Source organism: Streptomyces sp. NPDC025833, assembly GCF_055558055.1.
The window spans coordinates 33,436-54,754 of record NZ_JBVHNF010000008.1; the positions used below are offsets into that span (position 1 = coordinate 33,436).

18 protein-coding genes and 5 tRNA genes are annotated in these 21,319 nt (G+C 71.0%); 12 read left to right on the forward strand and 11 right to left on the reverse strand.

The annotated features are described in order from the left end of the window. Positions 1 to 45 precede the first annotated feature (45 nt). The 4 genes from ACZ4K2_RS15400 to ACZ4K2_RS15415 all read left to right on the forward strand — a co-directional run bounded on the left by ACZ4K2_RS15400 (position 46) and on the right by ACZ4K2_RS15415 (position 1,937). Positions 46 to 1,575 (forward strand): metallophosphoesterase family protein, encoded by a 1,530-nt coding sequence (locus ACZ4K2_RS15400; RefSeq protein WP_467468747.1) that lies wholly within the window; start codon positions 46 to 48, stop codon positions 1,573 to 1,575. An 80-nt stretch (positions 1,576 to 1,655) separates the two neighbouring features. Further along, positions 1,656 to 1,728 (forward strand) — tRNA-Glu (locus ACZ4K2_RS15405). A gap of 36 nt (positions 1,729 to 1,764) precedes the next feature. Then, positions 1,765 to 1,839: transfer RNA gene (locus tag ACZ4K2_RS15410), tRNA-Asp, on the forward strand. A 24-nt stretch (positions 1,840 to 1,863) separates the two neighbouring features. Then, positions 1,864 to 1,937 (forward strand) — tRNA-Phe (locus tag ACZ4K2_RS15415). A gap of 114 nt (positions 1,938 to 2,051) precedes the next feature. On the opposite strand, the gene ACZ4K2_RS15420 is transcribed toward ACZ4K2_RS15415, so the two are convergent. Then, positions 2,052 to 2,576: a hypothetical protein gene (locus ACZ4K2_RS15420; protein ID WP_467468745.1), complete on the reverse strand. Its 525-nt coding sequence runs from the start codon at positions 2,574 to 2,576 to the stop codon at positions 2,052 to 2,054. 183 nt (positions 2,577 to 2,759) lie between these two features. Here ACZ4K2_RS15420 and ACZ4K2_RS15425 point away from each other — a divergent pair, with 183 nt between their 5' ends. Beyond that, positions 2,760 to 3,080 (forward strand): hypothetical protein, encoded by a 321-nt coding sequence (locus ACZ4K2_RS15425; protein ID WP_467468743.1) that lies wholly within the window; start codon positions 2,760 to 2,762, stop codon positions 3,078 to 3,080. Here the strand turns inward: ACZ4K2_RS15425 and ACZ4K2_RS15430 are convergent. Further along, positions 3,077 to 4,153 carry an ABC transporter permease gene (locus ACZ4K2_RS15430; protein ID WP_467468741.1) on the reverse strand — a complete coding sequence of 359 codons (1,077 nt, stop codon included), beginning with the start codon at positions 4,151 to 4,153 and terminating at the stop codon, positions 3,077 to 3,079. The two genes, ACZ4K2_RS15425 and ACZ4K2_RS15430, sit on opposite strands and share 4 nt — an antisense overlap. A gap of 160 nt (positions 4,154 to 4,313) precedes the next feature. Here ACZ4K2_RS15430 and hrpA point away from each other — a divergent pair, with 160 nt between their 5' ends. The 3 genes from hrpA (at position 4,314) to ACZ4K2_RS15445 (ending at position 8,958) form a co-directional block, all read left to right on the forward strand. Next, positions 4,314 to 8,258, forward strand: coding sequence for an ATP-dependent RNA helicase HrpA (gene hrpA, locus ACZ4K2_RS15435; RefSeq protein WP_467468739.1), 3,945 nt, complete (start codon positions 4,314 to 4,316; stop codon positions 8,256 to 8,258). A gap of 95 nt (positions 8,259 to 8,353) precedes the next feature. Continuing rightward, positions 8,354 to 8,428: transfer RNA gene (locus ACZ4K2_RS15440), tRNA-Asp, on the forward strand. A gap of 338 nt (positions 8,429 to 8,766) precedes the next feature. After that, positions 8,767 to 8,958 (forward strand): DUF6274 family protein, encoded by a 192-nt coding sequence (locus ACZ4K2_RS15445; protein WP_467468737.1) that lies wholly within the window; start codon positions 8,767 to 8,769, stop codon positions 8,956 to 8,958. 462 nt (positions 8,959 to 9,420) lie between these two features. Here the strand turns inward: ACZ4K2_RS15445 and bldC are convergent, their stop codons facing one another. Next, positions 9,421 to 9,627 (reverse strand): developmental transcriptional regulator BldC, encoded by a 207-nt coding sequence (gene bldC / locus ACZ4K2_RS15450; RefSeq protein WP_003949541.1) that lies wholly within the window; start codon positions 9,625 to 9,627, stop codon positions 9,421 to 9,423. Between the two features lie 519 nt (positions 9,628 to 10,146). Then, positions 10,147 to 10,989, reverse strand: coding sequence for a DUF8083 family protein (locus tag ACZ4K2_RS15455; RefSeq protein ID WP_467468736.1), 843 nt, complete (start codon positions 10,987 to 10,989; stop codon positions 10,147 to 10,149). Positions 10,990 to 11,189: 200 nt separating this feature from the next. On the opposite strand from ACZ4K2_RS15455, the gene ACZ4K2_RS15460 reads away from it, so the two are divergent. Then, positions 11,190 to 12,296 (forward strand): Leu/Phe/Val dehydrogenase, encoded by a 1,107-nt coding sequence (locus ACZ4K2_RS15460; RefSeq protein WP_467468734.1) that lies wholly within the window; start codon positions 11,190 to 11,192, stop codon positions 12,294 to 12,296. Positions 12,297 to 12,586: 290 nt separating this feature from the next. Then, on the forward strand, positions 12,587 to 12,835 hold the full coding sequence (locus tag ACZ4K2_RS15465; protein WP_467468732.1) for a DUF3073 domain-containing protein: 249 nt from the start codon (positions 12,587 to 12,589) through the stop codon (positions 12,833 to 12,835). Between the two features lie 68 nt (positions 12,836 to 12,903). On the opposite strand, the gene purM is transcribed toward ACZ4K2_RS15465, so the two are convergent. The 7 genes from purM to purS form a co-directional block, all read right to left on the reverse strand. Beyond that, on the reverse strand, positions 12,904 to 13,971 hold the full coding sequence (purM, locus tag ACZ4K2_RS15470) for a phosphoribosylformylglycinamidine cyclo-ligase (RefSeq protein ID WP_467468730.1): 1,068 nt from the start codon (positions 13,969 to 13,971) through the stop codon (positions 12,904 to 12,906). 34 nt (positions 13,972 to 14,005) lie between these two features. Continuing rightward, complete coding sequence (gene purF / locus ACZ4K2_RS15475) at positions 14,006 to 15,535, reverse strand: amidophosphoribosyltransferase (protein ID WP_467468728.1); 1,530 nt, start codon at positions 15,533 to 15,535, stop codon at positions 14,006 to 14,008. Between the two features lie 201 nt (positions 15,536 to 15,736). Beyond that, on the reverse strand, positions 15,737 to 16,192 hold the full coding sequence (locus tag ACZ4K2_RS15480; RefSeq protein WP_467769958.1) for an META domain-containing protein: 456 nt from the start codon (positions 16,190 to 16,192) through the stop codon (positions 15,737 to 15,739). A 45-nt stretch (positions 16,193 to 16,237) separates the two neighbouring features. Then, entirely contained in the window at positions 16,238 to 17,035 is a 798-nt protein-coding gene (locus ACZ4K2_RS15485) for a sterol carrier family protein (protein WP_467468725.1), read from the reverse strand. 164 nt (positions 17,036 to 17,199) lie between these two features. After that, positions 17,200 to 19,458, reverse strand: a complete 2,259-nt coding sequence (purL, locus tag ACZ4K2_RS15490; RefSeq protein WP_467468723.1) for a phosphoribosylformylglycinamidine synthase subunit PurL — start codon at positions 19,456 to 19,458, stop codon at positions 17,200 to 17,202. Beyond that, complete coding sequence (gene purQ, locus ACZ4K2_RS15495; protein WP_467468721.1) at positions 19,455 to 20,135, reverse strand: phosphoribosylformylglycinamidine synthase subunit PurQ; 681 nt, start codon at positions 20,133 to 20,135, stop codon at positions 19,455 to 19,457. Before purQ ends, purL begins: the two co-directional genes overlap by 4 nt. After that, complete coding sequence (purS, locus tag ACZ4K2_RS15500) at positions 20,132 to 20,395, reverse strand: phosphoribosylformylglycinamidine synthase subunit PurS (protein WP_467468719.1); 264 nt, start codon at positions 20,393 to 20,395, stop codon at positions 20,132 to 20,134. The genes purQ and purS overlap by 4 nt, the downstream gene beginning before the upstream one ends. Before the next feature lie 310 nt (positions 20,396 to 20,705). Here purS and ACZ4K2_RS15505 point away from each other — a divergent pair, with 310 nt between their 5' ends. Further along, a complete protein-coding gene (locus ACZ4K2_RS15505; protein ID WP_201821922.1) occupies positions 20,706 to 21,023 on the forward strand; it encodes a histone-like nucleoid-structuring protein Lsr2 in 318 nt (105 codons plus the stop codon). Positions 21,024 to 21,191: 168 nt separating this feature from the next. Continuing rightward, positions 21,192 to 21,263: transfer RNA gene (locus ACZ4K2_RS15510), tRNA-Gly, on the forward strand. The last annotated feature ends 56 nt before the right edge of the window (positions 21,264 to 21,319 follow it).

Here is a 21,319-nt window from a genome sequence, read left to right on the forward strand (position 1 = left end):
CGCGATCGAACCGCCCGCGTCCCCGCCCGCAGCCCTGGACAGCATGTGAACCGGACCCCGAAGCCCGCCCGCACCCGCCCGCTCCCCCGCCTCGAACTCGCCGCCCGCCCCCACCCCTGGCTGCGCGCCCTCGGGCTCACGGGGGTCGTCCTCGTCGGCGCCTGGCTGGGCCTGCTGGTCGTCGGCGACGTCCGGGCCCCGGTCGGCCCGATGGACACGACGATGGCGCTGCGCCCCTCCGCCACCGGTGGCACGCGGATCAACATCTCCCCGCTGGGCGCGCTCAGCCTGGACAGCCACGTCGCCCCCGTCCGGCTGGACGTCAACGTCGACCGGCTGGACCCGGAGCGCTCACAGGCGCTGGTGAACCACCCCGAACGGCTCTCCGGACTCCAGGCCGAGGTCGCCCGCGACGTCGAGCACGGCACGCTGGACCTGGCCCTGCGCTCCTGCGCCGCCGTGGTCGCCGGCGCGACGGCCCTCGGGCTGGCCGTCTACCGCCGGCCCCGTCCGGCGCTGGCCGCCGGCGGGCTGGCCCTGGCCCTGCTGGCCGCCTCCGGCACGTCGGCCTACGCCACCTGGAACCCGAAGTCGGTCCTGGAGCCGCGGTTCTCGGGACTGCTCGGCTCGGCGCCGTCCGTGGTGGGCAACGCCCGCAGCATCGTCACGGAATTCGACGTGTACCAGAAGGAGTTGGCGCGCCTGGTGACGAACGTGACGAAGCTCTACGAGGTCACCTCGACCCTCCCCGCCTACCGGCCGGACCCCTCCACCGTCCGGGTCCTGCACGTGTCGGACATCCATCTCAACCCGGCGAGCTGGAAGATCATCGCCTCGCTGGTGAAGCAGTACCGGGTGAACGTGATCGTCGACTCCGGCGACACCATGGACCACGGCACGACGGCGGAGAACGGCTTCCTGGACCCGGTCCGGGACCTCGGCGTGCCCTACGTCTGGGTGCGCGGCAACCACGACTCCCGGGCCACGCAGCGCTACCTGGAGCGCATGAAGAACGTGTACGTCCTGGACGACGGGCGGGCGCGGACCGTGGCGGGCCTGCGGTTCGCGGGCACCGGCGACCCCCAGTTCACCCCCGACCGCTCGGTGGTGCCCGGCGGCGAGGCGTCCGAGGAACTGGCGGGGGTCCGGCTGGCGTCCTCCCTGCGCGACCAGGAGGCGGCCGGCACCCCGGTGGACGTGGCGGTCGCGCACGAGCCGACCGCCGCCCGGCAGACGGACGGCGTGGTGCCGCTGGTGCTCTGCGGGCACCTGCACCACGAGGGGACCGAGATCCTGCCGTACGGCACGCGGCTGCGCAGGGAGGGGTCGACGGGCGGCAGCGGACTGCGGGCCGTGGAGCACGAGCACCCCGCCCCGATCGAGGCCTCGATCCTCTACTTCGACCGTGACAGCCGCAGGCTGCAGGCCTGGGACTCGATCAAGCTCGGGGGCCTCGGACTGACGACGGCCGAGGTCAGCCGCCACCTGGCGGACGAGAACCGGCCGGGCGCCGCCAGCGCGCCCGGTGCGTCCTCCGCCACCCCCTCGTCCGGCGGCGCGACGCCGTCCCCGTAAACCGTTTTGGCGATACCCCCCGCCATCCCATATGCTTCTCACGTCCCCGAGGCGCTGAGAAGCGCCCAGGCGGGCCGATAGCCCTCATCGTCTAGCGGCCTAGGACGCCGCCCTTTCAAGGCGGTAGCACGGGTTCGAATCCCGTTGGGGGCACGTACTACCGTGTGCGACACTGTTGCACACACGCTTGGTCCTGTGGAGCAGTTTGGAGTGCTCGCCACCCTGTCAAGGTGGAGGCCGCGGGTTCAAATCCCGTCAGGACCGCTGGTGTTTCACGTGAAACACCGTGGCTGGGTAGCTCAGTTGGTACGAGCGTCCGCCTGAAAAGCGGAAGGTCGCCGGTTCGACCCCGGCCCCAGCCACCGCAGCCCTGACCAGGGCTTGAGCCCCTCTCCGGCATCAACGGAGAGGGGCTCTTTCGTGTTGCTCGCCCCGGCGTCGGGCCGCTTGCCGTCCAGGGCGCGGACGCCGCGCCCTCATCTGACCTCAAGTGCTTCCCGGGCCACGTCCAGGAAGCGCACGTGCTGGGCGGTGAAGCCCTGGTACGCGGCGTCGTACGCGGAGCGGGTGTCCTCCGTGCCGTCGTGCAGCCGTATCAGCAGGAGATGCGTTTCCACGGCCTTCCGGCGCAACTCCCGCGCGGCCTTCGCCGCCGCCACCGGTCCCTCCAGGTAGACGTCCCGACTGGTCCTGGTCACTTCGCTCAGGCACCGGCGAGAGGCGGTGTGCATCTGCTCGACGAGATCGGCCCGCTCCGCCCTCGTCTCCGCGAGGTCGACCACTTCCATCTTCCAGAAGACCTCGGATAGGGCGTGCACCGCCGTGCTCAGCTCCCGGTAGGCGTCCCGTCTCCGGTTCCGCGCCTCGGTGAGGTGACCGGCGTGCGCGTTGACCTCCGCCTCGACCCGTACGGAGCGCGCGTTGCCGCGGGTCGTGATCCAGCTCGCGCCCAGCGCCGTGGCGCCCGTGAGCAGCGCCACCCACCAGTTACCGTCCCCCATGCGGTCCAGTGTCGTGGGTCGCCAGGCGCGGCACCAGGGAGACACACGCCAACCCGTGGGGCTCCGCCGTGCCCGATCGGCCACCGCGCCGCGCGGTGCCCGTGACGCCTTGGCACCGTCGGCGGCCGGCGCTACGTTCGGGCTGATCGCGCGTGGTGCGCGTGAGGGGGGGGCGGGGCGGACATGAGCCGGGGCGGGACCAGGAGCAGTCAGGACACCGAGCTGGAGAAGGACCGGGCCCGGTACGGGCTGCTCGCGGTCGTCACCAGCAATCTCGCGATCGCCGGGGTCGCGGCCTTCGGGGTGTGGCAGCTCCACGGGGACAAGGCGGTGATCGTCGGCATCCTCACCGCCGCGTTCACCGCCGTCAGCAGCATGACCACCGCCTACCTGGGCATCAAGGCCGTCTCCAACACCGCGAGGTCCTTCGTCCTCGGCGACGGCCCGGTACGCCACCACCCCGAGACGCCCCCGCCGGCCCCGCCGGCCGGGCACGCGCCCTAGGAGGGCCCGAGGTCACGGGCGGCGTGGGCCGGTCCCGTCGTCCGGCCGCCCGGATGGCGCTCGCGCCAGATCACGAAGACCGCGCAGGACAGGACCGCCCAGCCGGCGAGCACCAGGAACGGGAAGGCGTGCTGGTGGCTCCGGAAGTACACGGCGGTGTGCTGGGCGTTCACCGAGGCGCCGGGCGGCAGCCAGCGGCCGATCGTGCCGAGCGGCGAGGGCAGCAGCGGCCAGGAGACCGCACCGCCGGACGACGGGTTGCCGAGCAGCACCATCAGTCCCCAGGTCGGCAGCATCGCCCACCGCCCGAACAGGGTGTTGAACATCGTGAAGACCATGCCGGAGGCGAACATCGTCAGGGCGAGGATGAACCAGGACTCGACGAACGGCAGCTTCACCGCCTTCAGCCACCAGTCCACCACCGCGGCGATCGTGAACCCGCCGAGCACGGCGTAGACGACGATGAAGGCGATGCGCTCCAGGGGGTTCAGGGCCTTCGCGTGCACGCTGAGCTGGATCGCGCCGATGAATCCGATGATCACGGCGGCGAGCGAGATGTAGAAGATGGCCAGCCCTCGCGGGTCACCCCGCTGCAACGGGTTCAGGTCGCGCACCACCACGGCCGTCCCGGTCGCCTCGCCCACCTTCGCCGCCGACTCGCCGAGCACCTGGGCGACGGTGGCCCCGGAGGCGCTGGACACGTCCAGGGTGACCGACCGGCCGCCGGCCGGGGTCTCCACCACGGCGAACACCCGCTGCTCCGCCACCGCCCGCACCGCCGCCCCCCTGCTGTCGTAGGAGTGCAGCTTCAGCGAGGCGTTCAGGGCCTGCTCCATGCCGGCGATGAAGCGCCGGGCCGCCGGTTCGTCGTTGGACACCGTCACCGCCGTGGGAATGACGTGCGGGGTGGGGTTGGCCATGGCGTAGGTGTAGGAGCCGGCGAAGAGGCCGGCCGCCGCGGCGATGAGCAGCACCAGGACCGTGGCCGGCAGGAAGGGGGACTCCCGGAACGCCGTCCAGCGCTCCGCGCGCGTCGGGGGACGGCCGTGCTCTCCGTGCGGGGAATCGGGCATACGGGACACTCTGGCACCACCTGCCGGGGCGTGCCCGTCGCCCGGCGAGCGCGTGTCCGCCCGGAACGGCGGCCCCGCGCTCCCCCGGAGGACGCGCTTCCCCCGGCCGCCCGCAAATCGTTCGCGTGAATTTCGGCCGGGGTGAGATCCTGGACCGCGTATGTCTACGCATCCCGCCCCCGCCCTCGGCACCCTCGCCCCCCGCCTGACCGAGCTGTCACTGCGCGACGCGCACCGGCTCGGCCGGCGGCTGGAGGGCGCGCGCAAGATCCGTAAGCCCGAGGCCCGCACCGCCGTCCTCGCCGAGATCGAGACCGAGATCGGCCGCGCCGAGAAGCACATGGCCGAGCGGCGCTCCCGCGTGCCGGCCGTCAGCTATCCCGAGCAACTGCCGGTCAGCCAGAAGAAGGCCGAGATCGCGGACGCCATCCGCGCTCACCAGGTGGTCATCGTGGCCGGTGAGACCGGGTCCGGCAAGACCACGCAGATCCCCAAGATCTGCCTGGAGCTGGGCCGGGGCGTGCGCGGCATGATCGGGCACACCCAGCCGCGGCGGATCGCGGCCCGGACCGTCGCCGAGCGCGTGGCGGAGGAGCTGCGGACCCCGCTCGGCGAGGCCGTCGGCTGGAAGGTCCGGTTCACCGACCAGGTGAACCCGGAGGCCACCTTCGTCAAGCTGATGACGGACGGCATCCTGCTCGCCGAGATCCAGACCGACCGCGAGCTGCGCGCCTACGACACGATCATCATCGACGAGGCCCACGAGCGGTCTCTCAACATCGACTTCCTCCTCGGCTACCTGGCCCGGCTGCTGCCGAAGCGGCCGGACCTGAAGGTCGTCATCACCTCGGCGACCATCGACCCCGAGCGCTTCTCGCGGCACTTCGGCGACGCCCCGATCATCGAGGTGAGCGGCCGGACCTACCCCGTGGAGGTGCGGTACCGGCCGCTGCTCGAGGAGGACTCCGAGGACGCCGACCGCGACCAGATCACCGCGATCACCGACGCCGTCGAGGAGCTGATGGCGGAGGGCAAGGGCGACATCCTGGTCTTCCTCTCCGGCGAGCGCGAGATCCGGGACACCGCGGACGCGCTGGAGAAGAAGAAGTACCGGTTCACGGAGGTGCTGCCGCTGTACGCCCGGCTCTCCCACGCGGAGCAGCACCGGGTCTTCCAGCCGCACACCGGCCGGCGGATCGTGCTCGCCACCAACGTCGCCGAGACGTCCCTGACCGTCCCCGGGATCAAGTACGTCATCGACCCCGGCTTCGCCCGGATCAGCCGCTACAGCCACCGCACCAAGGTCCAGCGGCTGCCCATCGAGCCGGTCTCGCAGGCCAGCGCCAACCAGCGCAAGGGCCGCTGCGGCCGTACGTCCGACGGTATCTGCATCCGCCTGTACTCCGAGGACGACTTCCTCGCCCGGCCCGAGTTCACGGACGCGGAGATCCTCCGCACCAACCTCGCTTCCGTCATCCTCCAGATGACCGCGGCCGGCCTGGGCGAGATCGAGAAGTTCCCGTTCATCGACCCGCCGGACCACCGCAACATCCGTGACGGCGTGCAGCTCCTCCAGGAGCTGGGCGCGCTGGACCCGGCCCAGAAGGACGTCCGCAAACGGCTCACCGACACGGGCCGCAAGCTGGCCCAGCTCCCCGTCGACCCGCGGCTGGCCCGGATGGTCCTGGAGGCCGACAGGAACGGCTGCGTCCGCGAGGTCATGGTCATCGCGGCCGCGCTGTCCATCCAGGACCCGCGCGAGCGCCCCGCCGACAAGCAGGCGCAGGCCGACCAGCAGCACGCCCGCTTCAAGGACGAGACCAGCGACTTCCTCGCCTACCTGAACCTGTGGCGGTACGTCCGGGAGCAGCAGAAGGAGCGCGGCTCCAGCTCGTTCCGCCGTATGTGCAAGCAGGAGTACCTGAACTTCCTGCGCATCCGGGAATGGCAGGACATCTACACCCAGCTGCGCACGGTCGCCAAGCAGATGGGCATCCACCTGAACGAGGAGGACGCCCCCGCCGACCGCGTCCACGTCTCCCTCCTCGCCGGCCTGCTCTCGCACGTCGGGATGAAGGACGTGAAGGACGGCAACAAGAACGAGTACCTGGGCGCCCGCAGCGCCAAGTTCGCCGTCTTCCCGGGCTCCGCGCTGTTCCGGAAGCAGCCGAGATTCCTGATGTCGGCCGAGCTGGTGGAGACGAGCCGGCTGTGGGCGCGGGTCAACGCGAAGATCGAGCCCGAGTGGGTCGAACCGCTCGCCGAGCACCTCCTCAAGCGGACGTACAGCGAGCCGCACTGGGAGAAGGACCAGGCGGCCGTGATGGCGTACGAGAAGGTCACGCTGTACGGCGTCCCGATCGTCGCCCAGCGGAAGGTGAACTACGGCCGGATCGATCCCGGGGTCTCGCGCGAGCTGTTCATCCGCAACGCGCTCGTGGAGGGCGACTGGCGCACCCACCACAAGTTCTTCGCCGACAACCGCAGGCTGCTGAGCGAGGTCGAGGAGCTGGAGCACCGCGCCCGGCGCCGGGACATCGTCGTGGACGACGAGACCCTCTTCGACTTCTACGACCAGCGGGTGCCCGAACACGTGGTGTCCGGGGCGCACTTCGACTCCTGGTGGAAGCACAAGCGGCACGAGCAGCCGGACTACCTGGACTTCGAGCGGGAGATGCTCATCCGGGAGTCGGCGGAGGCGGTCACCAAGGCCGACTACCCGGACACCTGGCGGCAGGGGAACCTGAAGTTCCGCGTCACCTACCAGTTCGAGCCGGGCGCGGACGCCGACGGCGTGACGGTGCACGTCCCGCTCCAGGTGCTCAACCAGGTCACGGACGAGGGCTTCGACTGGCAGATCCCGGGCCTGCGCGCGGAGGTGGTGACGGAGCTGATCCGCTCCCTCCCCAAGCCGGTGCGCCGCAACTACGTGCCCGCGCCGAACTACGCGAAGGCGTTCCTGGAGCGGGCGGTGCCCCTCCAGGAGCCGCTGACCGTCACGATGGCCCGCGAGCTGAAGCGGATGGTCGGTGTCCCCTTCGAGGCGGAGGACTTCGACTGGTCGAGGGTTCCCGACCACCTCAGGATCACCTTCCGGATCGTCGACGAGCGCCGCCGGAAGCTGGCCGAGGACAAGGACCTGGAAGCGCTGAAGCTGCGCCTGAAGCCGAAGGCCCGCCAGGCCCTGTCCCAGGCCGCGGCGGCGACCGCGTCCCGCGAGGGCGGCCAGTCCCTGGAGCGCGGGGGCCTGACGGACTGGACGATCGGCACGCTCACCCGGGTCTTCGAGACCCGCCGGGCCGGGCAGCCGGTCAAGGCCTACCCGGCGCTGGTGGACGACGGCGACACGGTCTCCGTACGCCTCTTCGACACCGAGGCCGAGCAGGCGGAGGCCATGTGGAAGGGCACCCGCCGGCTGATCCTGCGCAACATCCCGGTGAACGCCGCGAAGTTCGCGTCCGAGAAGCTGACGAACGCCCAGAAGCTGGCGCTCTCCGCCAACCCGCACGGTTCGGTCCAGGCGCTGTTCGACGACTGCGCGACGGCGGCGGCGGACAAGCTCATCGGGGACTTCGGCGGGCCGGCCTGGGACGAGGAGTCGTACCGCAAGCTGTACGACAAGGTGCGCGCCGAGATCGTGGACACCACGGTCCGCACGGTCGCCCAGGTGCAGCAGGTGCTCGCGGCCTGGCAGGCGTGCGAGCGCCGGCTGAAGGGCGTCCGCAGCCCCACGCTGCTCGCGAACCTCGCGGACGTCCGCAAGCAGCTGGACGCCCTCGTGAAGCCCGGTTTCGTCACCTGGGCGGGCATACGGCGCCTGCCGGACCTGATGCGCTATCTGGTGGCCGCCGACCGCCGGCTCCAGCAGATGCCGACGAACGTCCAGCGCGACACCACGCGCATGGAGAAGGTCCACGAGATGCAGGACGAGTACGCCTGGCTGCTGGAACAGCTCCCGAAGGGCCGCCCGGTGCCGTCCTCGGTCCGGGACATCCGCTGGATGATCGAGGAGCTGCGGGTCAGCTACTTCGCCCACGCGCTGGGCACGGCGTACCCGGTCTCCGACAAGCGGATCGTGAAGGCGATCGACGCGGCCGTGCAGTGACCGCCCCGGCACGGAGGGTGAGTTCGACCAGGGACCTCACCCTCCTGTACAGTCTCTTTTCGCAGCGCAGTGCAGGAAAAAGCGCCGCGAAACCTGGTCCTGTGGAGCAGTTTGGAGTGCTCGCCACCCTGTCAAGGTGGAGGCCGCGGGTTCAAATCCCGTCAGGACCGCATCGAGAGTGAGGCCCGCGCCCGTAAGGGACGCGGGCCTCACTCGTTTCCACCGCCGCACGGGTACGGCATCCGCGGACCGCACGGCGGGCCGGAGGGCCGGAGAGCGGCCGCGGCCGGTCTTCCCGGGGCGCGGCGGGCCCCCTGCCGCCCCCTGCCGCCCCCGCGCCCCCTCCGGGCACTCGCGCGGCCCCGGCAGGGCGCCACGGCGGGAGAGCGGCGCAAGCGGGGCCGGGCCCGCCACTTCGGTGCGGTGCAGCGGTCTTGACGGCGTCACATTCGATCGGTACCCAGGGAGCAGGGCTCGTCCTCCCCGCACGGCCCCCTGGAGGTGGCGTATGGCGGCGTCGGTCAGGCACGAGACACGAGCGCTCCTGAGAGCCCATCTGTCGGCCGCCTCCGGCTACCCGCACCGCACGCGCCACTGCCCCATCTGCCACCGCCTGTTGCGGCTGGCGATGGACTCCGGCGGCCGCGACCAGGAGGCGGAGGGGGAGGGCGCGGCGGACGAAGGCCCTCGTCGCGCGTGACCCCCGGCCGACCCAACCGCCGTACGGGCGTGGGACGGTGGAGCGGCCGCCTCCCCTAGCGCACGTGGCGCGCGGCCAGCAAGCGGCGCACCATGTGACGGGTGTCACCGCATGAGTTTCTGAAACGGTGGCACTTACCCCTGTCATACAACGGGTCAATTTAATATGTGCAATTGCACCCGTCCCCAGGGACGCACACAGCCGTTCCGACAGGCCTCCCCAGACTCCGACAAGGATGCTCACAACCGCCGGCCCCGTCCCCGCTCCACGCACAAAAAAGATCGCGCTGGACCCGGCGGAGTCCAGCGCGATCTTACGACGCACCCTGTGCAGCTTGCCTGTGACGCTCTCTCGGCCTGGGCGAGGGGCCTGTTGGGGCAGGACCCGCGTCGTGTGGAGCCAGTGCTCCGGGCGTTCGAGGCCGATTGGGGGGCCGGCCGTCCTGCCCGGTCATACGGTTGTTCAGGCCTCGCTGCGCTGCTGCGGGATGCCCGCCAGCAGGGCGCGGACCTCGGCCTCGCGGTAGCGGCGGTGCCCGCCGAGCGTGCGGATGGACGTGAGCTTGCCGGCCTTCGCCCACCGCGTGACCGTCTTGGGGTCGACACGGAACATGGTGGCGACCTCAGCCGGGGTCAGCAGCGGCTCGGCATCAGGGGTGCGAGCGGTCATGAGCGGCCTCCTCGGGAGAACCGAACCTTCTCGGTTCTTTCCTCTAAATTCTGCACCTTGACCCGCGTTGCCCGAAATGGCGGACGCGAGTCGAGTCGGTTATAGGACGAACGGCTTGTCCTCGGCACTACAACTACACCATCCGTCCAGCCGCGTCGGCCAAACCGATGGAATTGCCCTCCCAGGTGTTCATCAGCGACGGAAGCCGATGGACCATGCCATAGCGGACAGTCACGCCACTGTGACGATCAGTCACAGAGCGATCAGGAGTCACCAGACCCCCCAAAGCGTGCAATGCTGAGAATCCGCCCACAGCCGAGCATAGGTGGACGGACGGAACCCTCCCCGGACTCCTTGTCCTATTTTGGCACGAGGGGTGGCAACGTGAGCAAGGGCCGGGTAAGTGCTGTCCGTCACCCTTGGGGCGAAAGTCCAGATCGGGACCAACGTCCCGTCAGATGGCCGTGAGCGAGTAGAACGTACGTCTTCGGGCACCCATTTGACCGTGACCTACGTCACTCAGTTCGCGGAGCGCCGGTCCCGTACCGCCCGCCACCGCCGCACCAGGCGCTCGTACGCCTCCCCGGCGGCCGTCCCGTCACCCCGGCGCAGCGCGTCGACGCCGGCGGCCACGTCCGCCGCCGAGTGGTCGTCCTCCAGCTCGCCCGCCGGCAGCAGGTGCACCAGACCGCCGTAGTCCAGCTCCACCAGCGAGCGCGGGTGGAACTCCTCCAGCCAGCGGCCGACGTCCACCAGGCCGTCGATCAGCGGGCTCTCCTCGACGGTGTCCCGCAGCGTCCGCAGCGCCCGCGCCACCCGCCGCCGGGCCTGCACCATCGGCGTGCGGTAGCGCAGCAGCGGGGGCACCCCGGCGGCCCCCTCGTCGTACCGCCGCTCCTCGTCCGCGACCAGGACGAACCAGGTCAGCGGCAGCTCCCAGGTCGCCGTGCGGATCCACGGGCGGGCGTCGGGGTTGCGGGCGAGCCAGCGCTCGTAGTCCTGGGCCGCCTGGCGGCGCACCACCGGCGGCAGCGCCGCGTCCAGCACCAGCGGCGGCAGCTCCTCCGCCGGCTCGCCGAGGGCCTGCCAGCCGCGCAGCCGGGTCCGCCAGGGGCACACGCAGACGACCCCGTCGGCCTCCAGCACGAAGGCGTCACCGCTCTCGCGCACCGGCACCACGATCGGCGGGGTGGCCAGCAAGTCGGCCAGGGAGCGGCGCAGTTCGTCCTGGTACGAGGGACGCTCGGTGCGGCGGGCGTAGCGCGCCCAGTGGCCGCGCTCCGGCTCCGGGAAGGCGGCCAGCGGCTCGTACACACGCAGGTACGCGGCATAGGGGACGACCACGGGGGACACCTTCGGCACGCCTGCTCCCTCCCCATCGGACCCGGCTCGAAACACTGCGCATCGTGCCACGCCCATACGTGCGCGGCGGCCCCGGGAGGGTGATCCTGAACACTGCACGGATGGCGAACGGGCCGAGGCTCTACTCTCATGCCACGGCTCCCCGCCACCCTTACGGGGACCACACCCCACTCGCCGCTATGTACACAGGAGTCACCACAGTGACCGACGTAACCGGCGCGTCTGCCGATGTCCTGCACACCCTGTTCCACGCGGACCAGGGCGGCCACGAGCAGGTCGTGCTCTGCCAGGACCGCGCCAGCGGCCTCAAGGCCGTGATCGCCATCCACTCCACCGCCCTGGGCCCGGCCCTCGGCGGCACGCGCTTCTACCCCTACGCCACCGAGGCGGAGGCCGTCGCCGACGCCCTGAACCTCGCGCGCGGGATGTCCTACAAGAACGCCCTGGCCGGTCTCGACCACGGCGGCGGCAAGGCCGTGATCATCGGCGACCCGGAGCGCGACAAGACCGAGGGGCTGCTCCTCGCCTACGGGCGCATGGTCGCCTCCCTCGGCGGCCGCTACGTCACCGCGTGCGACGTCGGCACGTACGTCGCCGACATGGACGTCGTGGCCCGCGACTGCCGCTGGACCACCGGCCGCTCGCCGGAGAACGGCGGCGCCGGCGACTCCTCCGTGCTCACCGCCTTCGGCGTCTACCAGGGCATGCGCGCCTCCGCCCAGCACCTGTGGGGCGACCCCACGCTGCGCGGCCGCAGGGTCGGCGTGGCCGGTGTCGGCAAGGTCGGCCACCACCTGGTGCGGCACCTGCTCGACGAGGGCGCGGAGGTCGTGATCGCGGACGTGCGCGCCGACGCCGTCCGGCGGATCCTCGACGAGCACCCCGAGGGGGTGACGGCGGTCGCCGACACCGAGGCGCTGATCCGGGTCGAGGGCCTGGACATCTACGCCCCGTGCGCTCTCGGCGGCGCCCTGAACGACCTCTCGGTGCCCGCGCTCACCGCCCGGGTGGTGTGCGGCGCGGCCAACAACCAGCTCGCCCACCCGGGTGTCGAGAAGGACCTCGCCGACCGCGGGATCCTCTACGCACCGGACTACGTGGTGAACGCCGGCGGGGTCATCCAGGTGGCCGACGAGCTGCACGGCTTCGACTTCGACCGGTGCCGGGCGAAGGCCGCGAAGATCTTCGACACCACGCTGGCCATCTTCGCACGTGCGAAGGAGGACGGGATCCCGCCGGCCGCGGCGGCCGACCGGATCGCCGAGCAGCGGATGGCCGACGCCCGTGCGGGCCGGGTCGCCCCGTAGGGCGATCGCACAGAAGAGCGGTATCCGCCGGCGGGAACTTAGAGAGAACTCTCACTTCCACCGGCGGGTCGTTCCCCGATAAGTGGTTAAAATCGCCACTGACCAGCGAGGACAGGGCTCCTCGAAGGTCGTGGGCACACGCGCGTGCTGCGGGCGACGTACCGTATGGGCGCGGGCTCAGGTACCGTGGAAGCCCTACGGACCGGCCCCTCCGCGGAGGGTCCGTTCCAGAACATGAACGCGTGTCAGACTCTGGGGCCGTTGAGCCCCGTCACCGAGGGGGTCGAGCCATGGGGCGCGGCCGGGCCAAGGCCAAGCAGACAAAGGTCGCCCGCCAGCTGAAGTACAACAGCGGTGGGACTGACCTGTCACGTCTGGCCAGTGAACTGGGCGCATCGACTTCGAGCCAGCCGCCGAACGGCGAACCGTTCGAGGACGATGAGGACGACGAGGACGACCTTTACTCCCGTTACGCCGACCTCTATGAGGACGACGGAGACGAGGGTGAGGGTCCCTCACAACACCGTCGCGGCGCTTGACCTTGTACTGAGCACGAGTCCGGTCGGTGGCACTGCCACCGACCGGCTTCTGTGCTGTCCGGGCGGGATCAGCCGGCGTAGTCGCCGACCAGCTCCGCGCCGGTCGTCCTGTCGCCACGCTCGGTGATCTCGCCGGCGACCCATGCCTCGACGCCGCGGTCCGCGAGGGTCGCCAGGGCGACGTCGGCGGACTCGCCGGGGACGATCGCGATCATGCCGACGCCCATGTTGAGCGTCTTCTCCAGCTCCAGCCGCTCGACGTCCCCGGCCCTGCCGACCAGGTCGAAGACCGCGCCCGGGGTCCAGGTGGAGCGGTCCACCACGGCGTGCAGGCCGTCCGGGATCACCCGGGCCAGGTTGGCGGCGAGCCCGCCGCCGGTGACGTGGCTGAAGGCGTGCACGTCGGCGGTGCGGGTGAGCGCCAGGCAGTCCAGCGAGTAGATCTTCGTGGGCTCCAGCAGCTCCTCGCCGAGGGTCCGGCCCAGCTCCGCGACCTCCGCCTCCAGGGCGAGGCCCGCGCGGTCCAGCAGGACGTGGCGGACCAGGGAGTACCCGTTGGAGTGAAGCCCGGAGGACGCCATGGCGATCACGGTGTCACCCGTGCGGATGCGATCGGCGCCGAGCAGCCGGTCGGCCTCCACGACGCCCGTGCCGGCGCCGGCCACGTCGAAGTCGTCCGCGCCCAGCAGGCCCGGGTGCTCGGCCGTCTCGCCGCCCACCAGGGCGCAGCCAGCCAGCACGCAGCCCTCCGCGATGCCCTTCACGATGGCCGCGACGCGCTCGGGGTGGACCTTGCCGACGCAGATGTAGTCGGTCATGAACAGCGGCTCGGCGCCGCACACCACGATGTCGTCCATGACCATGGCGACCAGGTCGTGGCCGATGGTGTCGTAGACGCCCATGCGGCGCGCGACGTCGACCTTCGTGCCCACGCCGTCCGTGGCGGAGGCCAGCAGCGGGCGCTCGTAGCGCTTGAGGGCGGAGGCGTCGAAGAGGCCGGCGAAACCGCCGAGGCCGCCGAGGACCTCGGGGCGCTGCGTCTTCTTCACCCACTCCTTCATCAGCTCGACGGCGCGGTCGCCCGCCTCGATGTCGACGCCCGCCGCTGCGTAGCTGGCACCAGTTGTCTCAGACATGGCTGTGAGAGCTTTCGTGTCGTACTGCGGGGTGTTACGGGCGACGGATGGCGTCGGCCGCGGCCGTGGCGGCGGGACCGGCCGCCAGCTCGGTCTCCAGCAGCTGCTTGCCCAGCAGCTCCGGGTCCGGCAGTTCCATCGGGTACTCGCCGTCGAAGCAGGCGCGGCACAGGTTCGGCTTGGCGATCGTGGTCGCCTCGATCATGCCGTCGATGGAGATGTAGGCCAGGGAGTCGGCGCCGAGGCTGGTGCCGATCTCCTCGACGGTCATGCCGTTGGCGATCAGCTCCGCGCGGGTGGCGAAGTCGATGCCGAAGAAGCAGGGCCACTTCACGGGCGGGGAGGAGATCCGGATGTGGACCTCGGCGGCGCCCGCCTCGCGGAGCATGCGGACCAGGGCGCGCTGGGTGTTGCCGCGCACGATCGAGTCGTCGACGACGACCAGCCGCTTGCCCTTGATGACTTCCTTCAGCGGGTTCAGCTTCAGGCGGATGCCGAGCTGGCGGATGGTCTGCGAAGGCTGGATGAAGGTCCGGCCGACGTAGGCGTTCTTCACCAGGCCGTTGCCGAAGGGGATGCCGGACGCCTCCGCGTACCCGACGGCGGCCGGTGTGCCGGACTCCGGGGTCGCTATGACCAGGTCGGCCTCGACCGGCGCCTCCTTGGCGAGCCGGCGGCCCATCTCCACCCGGGAGAGGTACACGTTCCGGCCGGCGATGTCGGTGTCCGGGCGGGCCAGGTACACGTACTCGAAGACGCAGCCCTTGGGCTTCGCTTCCGCGAATCGGGAGGCGCGCAGGCCGTTCTCGTCGATCGCGACGAACTCGCCCGGTTCGATCTCCCGGACGTAGCTCGCGCCGCAGATGTCCAGGGCGGCGGACTCGGAGGCGACCACCCAGCCGCGCTCCAGGCGGCCGAGGACCAGCGGGCGGATGCCCTGCGGGTCGCGGGCGGCGTAGAGGGTCCCCTCGTCCATGAAGACGAGCGAGAAGGCACCGCGCACCTTGGGCAGGACGGCGTGGGCCGCCTCCTCGATGGTCAGCGGTTTGCCGTTCTCGTCGACCTGGGCGGCCAGCAGGGCCGTCAGCAGGTCGGTGTCGTTGGTCGCCGCGACCCGGGCGGAGCGGCTGTTGTTGTCGTTCGGCAGCGCGGCGACCATCTCGGCGAGCTGCGCCGTGTTCACCAGGTTGCCGTTGTGACCGAGCGCGATCGAACCGTGCGCGGTGGCGCGGAACGTCGGCTGGGCGTTCTCCCACACGGAGGCGCCGGTGGTCGAGTAGCGGGCGTGTCCGACCGCGATGTGACCCTGGAGCGAACCGAGCGAGGTTTCGTCGAAGACCTGGGAGACCAGGCCCATGTCCTTGAAGACGAGGATCTGGGAGCCGTTGCTGACCGCGATTCCCGCGGATTCCTGACCCCGGTGCTGGAGGGCGTAGAGCCCGAAGTACGTGAGCTTTGCGACCTCTTCACCCGGAGCCCAGACGCCGAAGACGCCGCAAGCGTCCTGGGGGCCCTTTTCGCCGGGAAGCAGATCGTGATTGAGTCGACCGTCACCACGTGGCACGCCACCGAGTGTAGGCGAGGTCGACCACTGGTCCGAATTGGGGATCTGTTCCCGTGCGAGGCCCGGGACCGGCGATCACCTTGGTGGTTTTCGCGTTTTCGCTGGTCAAAGCCCTGCGTCAGCGAACGGCGGGGAGCGCGGCCGCGTCGGGCGGCCCGGTCGCCGGGGGCTTTGCCGGATACGTGAGTGAGGTGTCGCACATCATTCGGGGCCGAGGCGGCTGAGGTGGACGCGGTCGCCGTCGCCGTCGGTGAGCGTCAGCTTCGCGGCGTCGGTCCTGGCGACGAGGGTGCCGGTGGTGAGGACGCGGGCGAGGGCCCGCTCGAAGTCCATCCGCTCCTGGCCACAGGCCATCCGGGTGGTGCGCAGGTCCCCGATGGTGATCCGGTCGCCGCGCACGGTGGCCCGGGCGCTGAACCGGTTGCAGCCCAGGTTGCCGGCCGCCTTGCCGTCCTCGTCGATGCGCAGGCGGGCGGTCGCGGGGGCCTGCCGGGCCGTGCCGCCGGCGGTGAGGCCGTCGACCCGCCAGTCGATGCCGGTCACGGGCTGCCGGACGCTCACCGCGGCACTCCCCTCCATCTCGCTGCCACAGGCCACCGTGAGCGGGACGAGCACGGCGGCCGCCGTCAGGGTCATGCGCTGCTTGTAGCGGTTCATGGCGGTTCGACGGGTGAGCGGAGCGACCGGTTCCACCCGGGTCCGTCAGGACATGACGGGCAGCAGTCCCGCGAGGTCCGCCCGTTCGCCGCTCGCGCTGACCGCCGCCGCGGCGAGGGCGTCCGGCCAGCTCAGGCGGCCGGTGGCGAGCCGGATCCAGGTCAGCGGGTCGGTCTCCACGACGTTGGGCGGGGTGCCGCGCGTGTGCCGGGGCCCCTCGACGCACTGCACGACGGCGTACGGCGGCACCCGCACCTCGGTGGAGCCGCCGGGCGCCTTCAGGGCGAGGGCGTCGGCGAGCAGCCGGGTGGCGGCGGCCAGGGCCTGCCGGTCGTGGGGGACGTCGAGGCCCGGCACGGCGGCGTTCAGGTCGTCGGTGTGGACGACGAGTTCGACGGTACGGGTGACCAGGTAGTCGTCCAGCGGGAGCGCGCCCGCGTTGGTCTCCAGGAGCCGGCCGCCGGGGTGCGCGTCGAACAGGGCGCGCAGGGCGGAGTCGGCGTCCGCGAGGTAGGCGTCGAGGTCCGGGTGGTCCGCGGCGACGTCCCGGGTGAAGTCGGCGATGGCGCGGGCGTTCGCCGCCGTGGCGAAGGGCCACTGCGCGGGCGTCACGTCCTGCCGGGGCGGGGCCGGCCGGCCGGCGGCGCGGAGGACGGCGGTGGTCGCCATGCCGATGTGGGCGACCAGTTCGCGCACGGTCCAGTCGCCGAGCCGGGTGGGCAGGGCGAGTTGGCCGGAGGTGAGGCCGCGGGCGGCCTCCCGGACGTGGGCGAGCTGGGCCAGGACCGCGGCGCGGGTCCTGGCGGGGTCGTAGCTGCGGGCGCGCTTCTTGGCCGGTGGCATGGCGGTGAGCCTAAGCCCTGCCGGCGAGCCCGCGGGCTGACCGGTGGCCTGCGCCGAGGGGCGGCGCCGTACGCCGACGGGACGGAGCCGTGAGTACACGGGCGAGGGCCCGCCCGGGGAGACGGGCGGGCCCAACCGTCGTACGCGTACGACCGCTCGGCCGCTTACGCGAGCAGCGCCGGGATCGTGGCCTCGTGGGCCTCGCGCAGCTCGGCGAGGGACAGCGAGAACTCGCCCTGGACCTCCACCGCGTCGCCGTCCACGACACCGATGCGGGTGACCGGCAGGCCCCGCGCGCCGCACATGTCGTTGAACCGGACCTCCTCCGAGCGCGGCACGGCCACGACGGCGCGGCCGGCCGACTCGGAGAGCAGGAAGGTGAAGGCGTCCAGGCCGTCGGGTACGACCAGGCGCGCGCCCTTGCCGCCGAGCAGCGCGGACTCGACCACGGCCTGCACCAGGCCGCCGTCGGACAGGTCGTGCGCGGAGTCGATCATGCCGTCGCGGGAGGCGGAGATCAGGATCTCGGCCAGCAGGCGCTCCCGCTCCAGGTCGACCCGCGGGGGCAGGCCGCCGAGGTGGTCGTGGACCACCTGGGACCAGGCCGAGCCGCCGAACTCCTCCCGGGTGTCGCCGAGGAGGTAGAGCAGCTGGCCCTCCTCCTGGAAGGCGACCGGGGTGCGGCGGGCGACGTCGTCGATCACGCCGAGCACGGCCACCACCGGGGTCGGGTGGATGGCCGCCTCGCCGGTCTGGTTGTACAGCGAGACGTTGCCGCCGGTCACCGGCGTGCCCAGCACCTGGCAGCCGTCCGCCAGACCGCGCACGGCCTCGGCGAACTGCCACATCACGGCCGGGTCCTCGGGGGAGCCGAAGTTCAGGCAGTCGGAGACGGCCAGCGGCTTGGCACCGGTGGTGGCGACGTTCCGGTACGCCTCGGCCAGGGCGAGCTGCGCGCCCGTGTACGGGTCGAGCTTGGCGTAGCGGCCGTTGCCGTCGGTGGCGATGGCGACGCCGAGCCCGGTCTCCTCGTCCACGCGGATCATGCCGGAGTCCTCCGGCTGGGCGAGGACGGTGTTGCCCTGCACGAAGTGGTCGTACTGGGACGTGATCCACTTCTTGGACGCCTGGTTCGGCGAGGCCACCAGCCGCAGGACCTGCTCGCGCAGCTCCTCGCCGGTCTCCGGGCGGGGCAGCTTGTTCGCGTCGTCGGCCTGGAGGGCGTCCTGCCACTCGGGGCGGGCGTACGGGCGCTCGTAGACCGGGCCCTCGTGCGCGACCGTGCGCGGGTCGACGTCGACGATCTTGCCGCCGTGCCAGAAGATCTCCAGCCGGTCGCCGTCGGTCACCTCACCGATGACGGTGGCGATGACGTCCCACTTCTCGCAGATCTCCAGGAAGCGGTCGACCTTCTGCGGCTCCACGACCGCGCACATGCGCTCCTGCGACTCGCTCATGAGGATCTCCTCGGGAGAGAGCGTCGAGTCGCGCAGCGGGACGTCGTCGAGGGTGACGCGCATGCCGCCGGAGCCGTTGGAGGCCAGCTCCGAGGTGGCGCAGGACAGACCGGCCGCGCCGAGGTCCTGGATGCCGACGACGAGCTTCTCCCGGAACGCCTCCAGGGTGCACTCGATGAGGAGCTTCTCCTGGAAGGGGTCGCCGACCTGGACGGCCGGGCGCTTGGAGGGCTTGGCGTCGTCGAAGGTCTCGGAGGCGAGGATCGAGGCGCCGCCGATGCCGTCGCCGCCGGTCCGGGCGCCGTACAGGACGACCTTGTTGCCCGCGCCGGACGCCTTGGCGAGGTGGATGTCCTCGTGCCGCATCACGCCGATGGCACCGGCGTTGACCAGCGGGTTGCCCTGGTAGCAGGCGTCGAAGACGACCTCGCCGCCGATGTTGGGCAGGCCCAGGCAGTTGCCGTAGCCGCCGATGCCGGCGACGACGCCCGGCAGGACGCGCTTGGTGTCGGGGTGGTCGGCGGCGCCGAAGCGCAGCGGGTCCACGACGGCGACCGGGCGCGCGCCCATCGCGATGATGTCGCGGACGATGCCGCCGACGCCCGTGGCCGCGCCCTGGTAGGGCTCGACGTACGACGGGTGGTTGTGCGACTCGACCTTGAAGGTGACCGCGTAGCCCTGGCCGACGTCCACCACACCGGCGTTCTCGCCGATGCCGACGAGCATCGCGTCGGACTCCGGGGCCTTCTCGCCGAACTGGCGGAGGTGGACCTTGGAGGACTTGTACGAGCAGTGCTCGGACCACATGACCGAGTACATGGCGAGCTCGGCGCCGGTCGGGCGGCGGCCGAGGATCTCCACCACCCGCTCGTACTCGTCCTTCTTCAGGCCGAGTTCGGCCCAGGGCAGCTCGACGTCGGGGGTCGCGGCCGCGTGCTCGACCGTGTCCAGAGGCGTCCGGCTCATGCGCCCACCAGCTTCTTGAGGATCGAGGTGAAGAACGGGAGCCCGTCGGTACGGCCCGTACCGATCAGCGGCTCGACGGCGTGCTCGGGGTGCGGCATGAGGCCGACGACGTTCCCGGCCTCGTTGGTGACGCCGGCGATGTCCCGCAGCGAACCGTTGGGGTTGAAGTCCAGGTAGCGGAAGGCGACGCGGCCCTCCGCCTCCAGCTTGTCGAGCGTGTACTCGTCGGCGACGTACCGGCCGTCCATGTTCTTCAGCGGGACGTGGATCTCCTGGCCGGCGCGGTAGTCGGCGGTCCAGGCGGTCTCCGCGTTCTCCACCCGCAGCTTCTGGTCGCGGCAGATGAAGTGGAGGTGGTCGTTGCCGAGCATCGCGCCCGGGAGGAGGTGCGCCTCGGTGAGGATCTGGAAGCCGTTGCAGATGCCGAGGACCGGCAGTCCGGCCCTGGCCTGCTCGATGAGGGAGTCCATCACCGGCGAGAAACGGGCGATGGCGCCGGCCCGCAGATAGTCGCCGTAGGAGAAACCGCCGCACAGCACGACGGCGTCGACCTGCTTGAGGTCCTTGTCCTTGTGCCACAGGGCGACCGGCTCGGCGCCCGCGAGACGGATCGCGCGCCGGGTGTCCTGGTCGTCCAGGCTGCCCGGGAAAGTGACGACGCCGATACGAGCGGTCACTTGGCCGCCTCCGCGACTTCGTCGACCCGCACCGTGAAGTCCTCGATCACGGTGTTGGCGAGGAAGGATTCCGCGAGATCACGGATCCGGGCGAGCGCGGCGTCATCGACGGGGCCGTCGACTTCCAGTTCGAAACGCTTTCCCTGACGTACGTCCGAGATCCCCTGGAAACCCAGGCGCGGCAGCGCACGCTGGACCGCCTGGCCCTGGGGGTCGAGGATCTCCGGCTTGAGCATGACGTCGACTACGACGCGTGCCACTGGCACTCCCGAGGTGTGGTGCTGAGCAGGTTCCTTCAGACTACCCGTACAAAATTTCTACGCGGGTAGAGTTGGAGGAATGTACGTGAGGCGCGTCACGATCGGGTGTCGAAGCCCTGCGCCCGCGAAAAATTCTGGGAAAGTTCCCCAGTCCGTCCGCGGCACCTATTGCGCCCGGACACGCGGACGGATTTAGTCGGACTTCACTTTGCTTTGCCGGGCACTGTACAAATGAATTGGCAATAGCCGATACTCGGCATGTCGACGGCGTTGAGCTGTAACGACATGCCGCTCGAAGGGACCGATATTCGTGGCGCAAAAGGTCGTGGTCACTCTCTTTGACGACATCGACGGCTCGGAAGCGGCGGAGACGATCGCCTTCGGACTGGACGGCAAGTCGTACGAGATCGACCTGAACGAATCCAACGCCGAAAAACTGCGCAAGGCGCTCGCGCCCTACGTCGAGGCCGGCCGCAAGCGGTCGCGCTCCGGCAAGGCGTTCCGGCAGACGGAGGTCGCCCCCGACCCGGCGGCCGTCCGCGCCTGGGCCCAGGCCAACAAGATGGACGTCCCGGCCCGCGGACGCATCCCCAAGAAGGTCTACGAGGCGTTCAGCGCCGCCCAGTGAGCCCGCGGCGGGTCGCGCCCTCAGGGACCGTCAGAGGGCCCTGGGGGCCGTGCACTTGGGGCGCGCGGGGGCTCGCGGGGGAGCCGACTTGCGCTACCCCCCTGCTGATCAGCTAATGTCTGGGACACGCCGAGGGGCGAGGCCGAAGGACCGGATCCCGAGGACCGTGCGGGTGTAGTTCAGTAGTAGAACATCCCCCTTCCAGGGGGAAGGCGCAGTGTGCGATTCCTGTCACCCGCTCTGCATCGCCGTCACGACCACCGCTGTGGATCGGGTAGGCTGGTGCCCGCACCGGT

Excerpts from the sequence above, each read along its gene's own strand:
- ACZ4K2_RS15430 (WP_467468741.1), bottom strand. The coding sequence starts at position 4,153 with ATGCCCGATTCCCCGCACGGAGAGCACGGCCGTCCCCCGACGCGCGCG.
- ACZ4K2_RS15445 (WP_467468737.1), top strand. The coding sequence starts at position 8,767 with ATGGCGGCGTCGGTCAGGCACGAGACACGAGCGCTCCTGAGAGCCCAT.
- ACZ4K2_RS15425 (WP_467468743.1), top strand. The coding sequence starts at position 2,760 with ATGAGCCGGGGCGGGACCAGGAGCAGTCAGGACACCGAGCTGGAGAAG.
- ACZ4K2_RS15485 (WP_467468725.1), bottom strand. The coding sequence starts at position 17,035 with ATGCCACCGGCCAAGAAGCGCGCCCGCAGCTACGACCCCGCCAGGACC.
- purM (WP_467468730.1), bottom strand. The coding sequence starts at position 13,971 with ATGTCTGAGACAACTGGTGCCAGCTACGCAGCGGCGGGCGTCGACATC.
- ACZ4K2_RS15465 (WP_467468732.1), top strand. The coding sequence starts at position 12,587 with ATGGGGCGCGGCCGGGCCAAGGCCAAGCAGACAAAGGTCGCCCGCCAG.
- ACZ4K2_RS15420 (WP_467468745.1), bottom strand. The coding sequence starts at position 2,576 with ATGGGGGACGGTAACTGGTGGGTGGCGCTGCTCACGGGCGCCACGGCG.
- purL (WP_467468723.1), bottom strand. The coding sequence starts at position 19,458 with ATGAGCCGGACGCCTCTGGACACGGTCGAGCACGCGGCCGCGACCCCC.
- hrpA (WP_467468739.1), top strand. The coding sequence starts at position 4,314 with ATGTCTACGCATCCCGCCCCCGCCCTCGGCACCCTCGCCCCCCGCCTG.
- bldC (WP_003949541.1), bottom strand. The coding sequence starts at position 9,627 with ATGACCGCTCGCACCCCTGATGCCGAGCCGCTGCTGACCCCGGCTGAG.
- ACZ4K2_RS15480 (WP_467769958.1), bottom strand. The coding sequence starts at position 16,192 with ATGAACCGCTACAAGCAGCGCATGACCCTGACGGCGGCCGCCGTGCTC.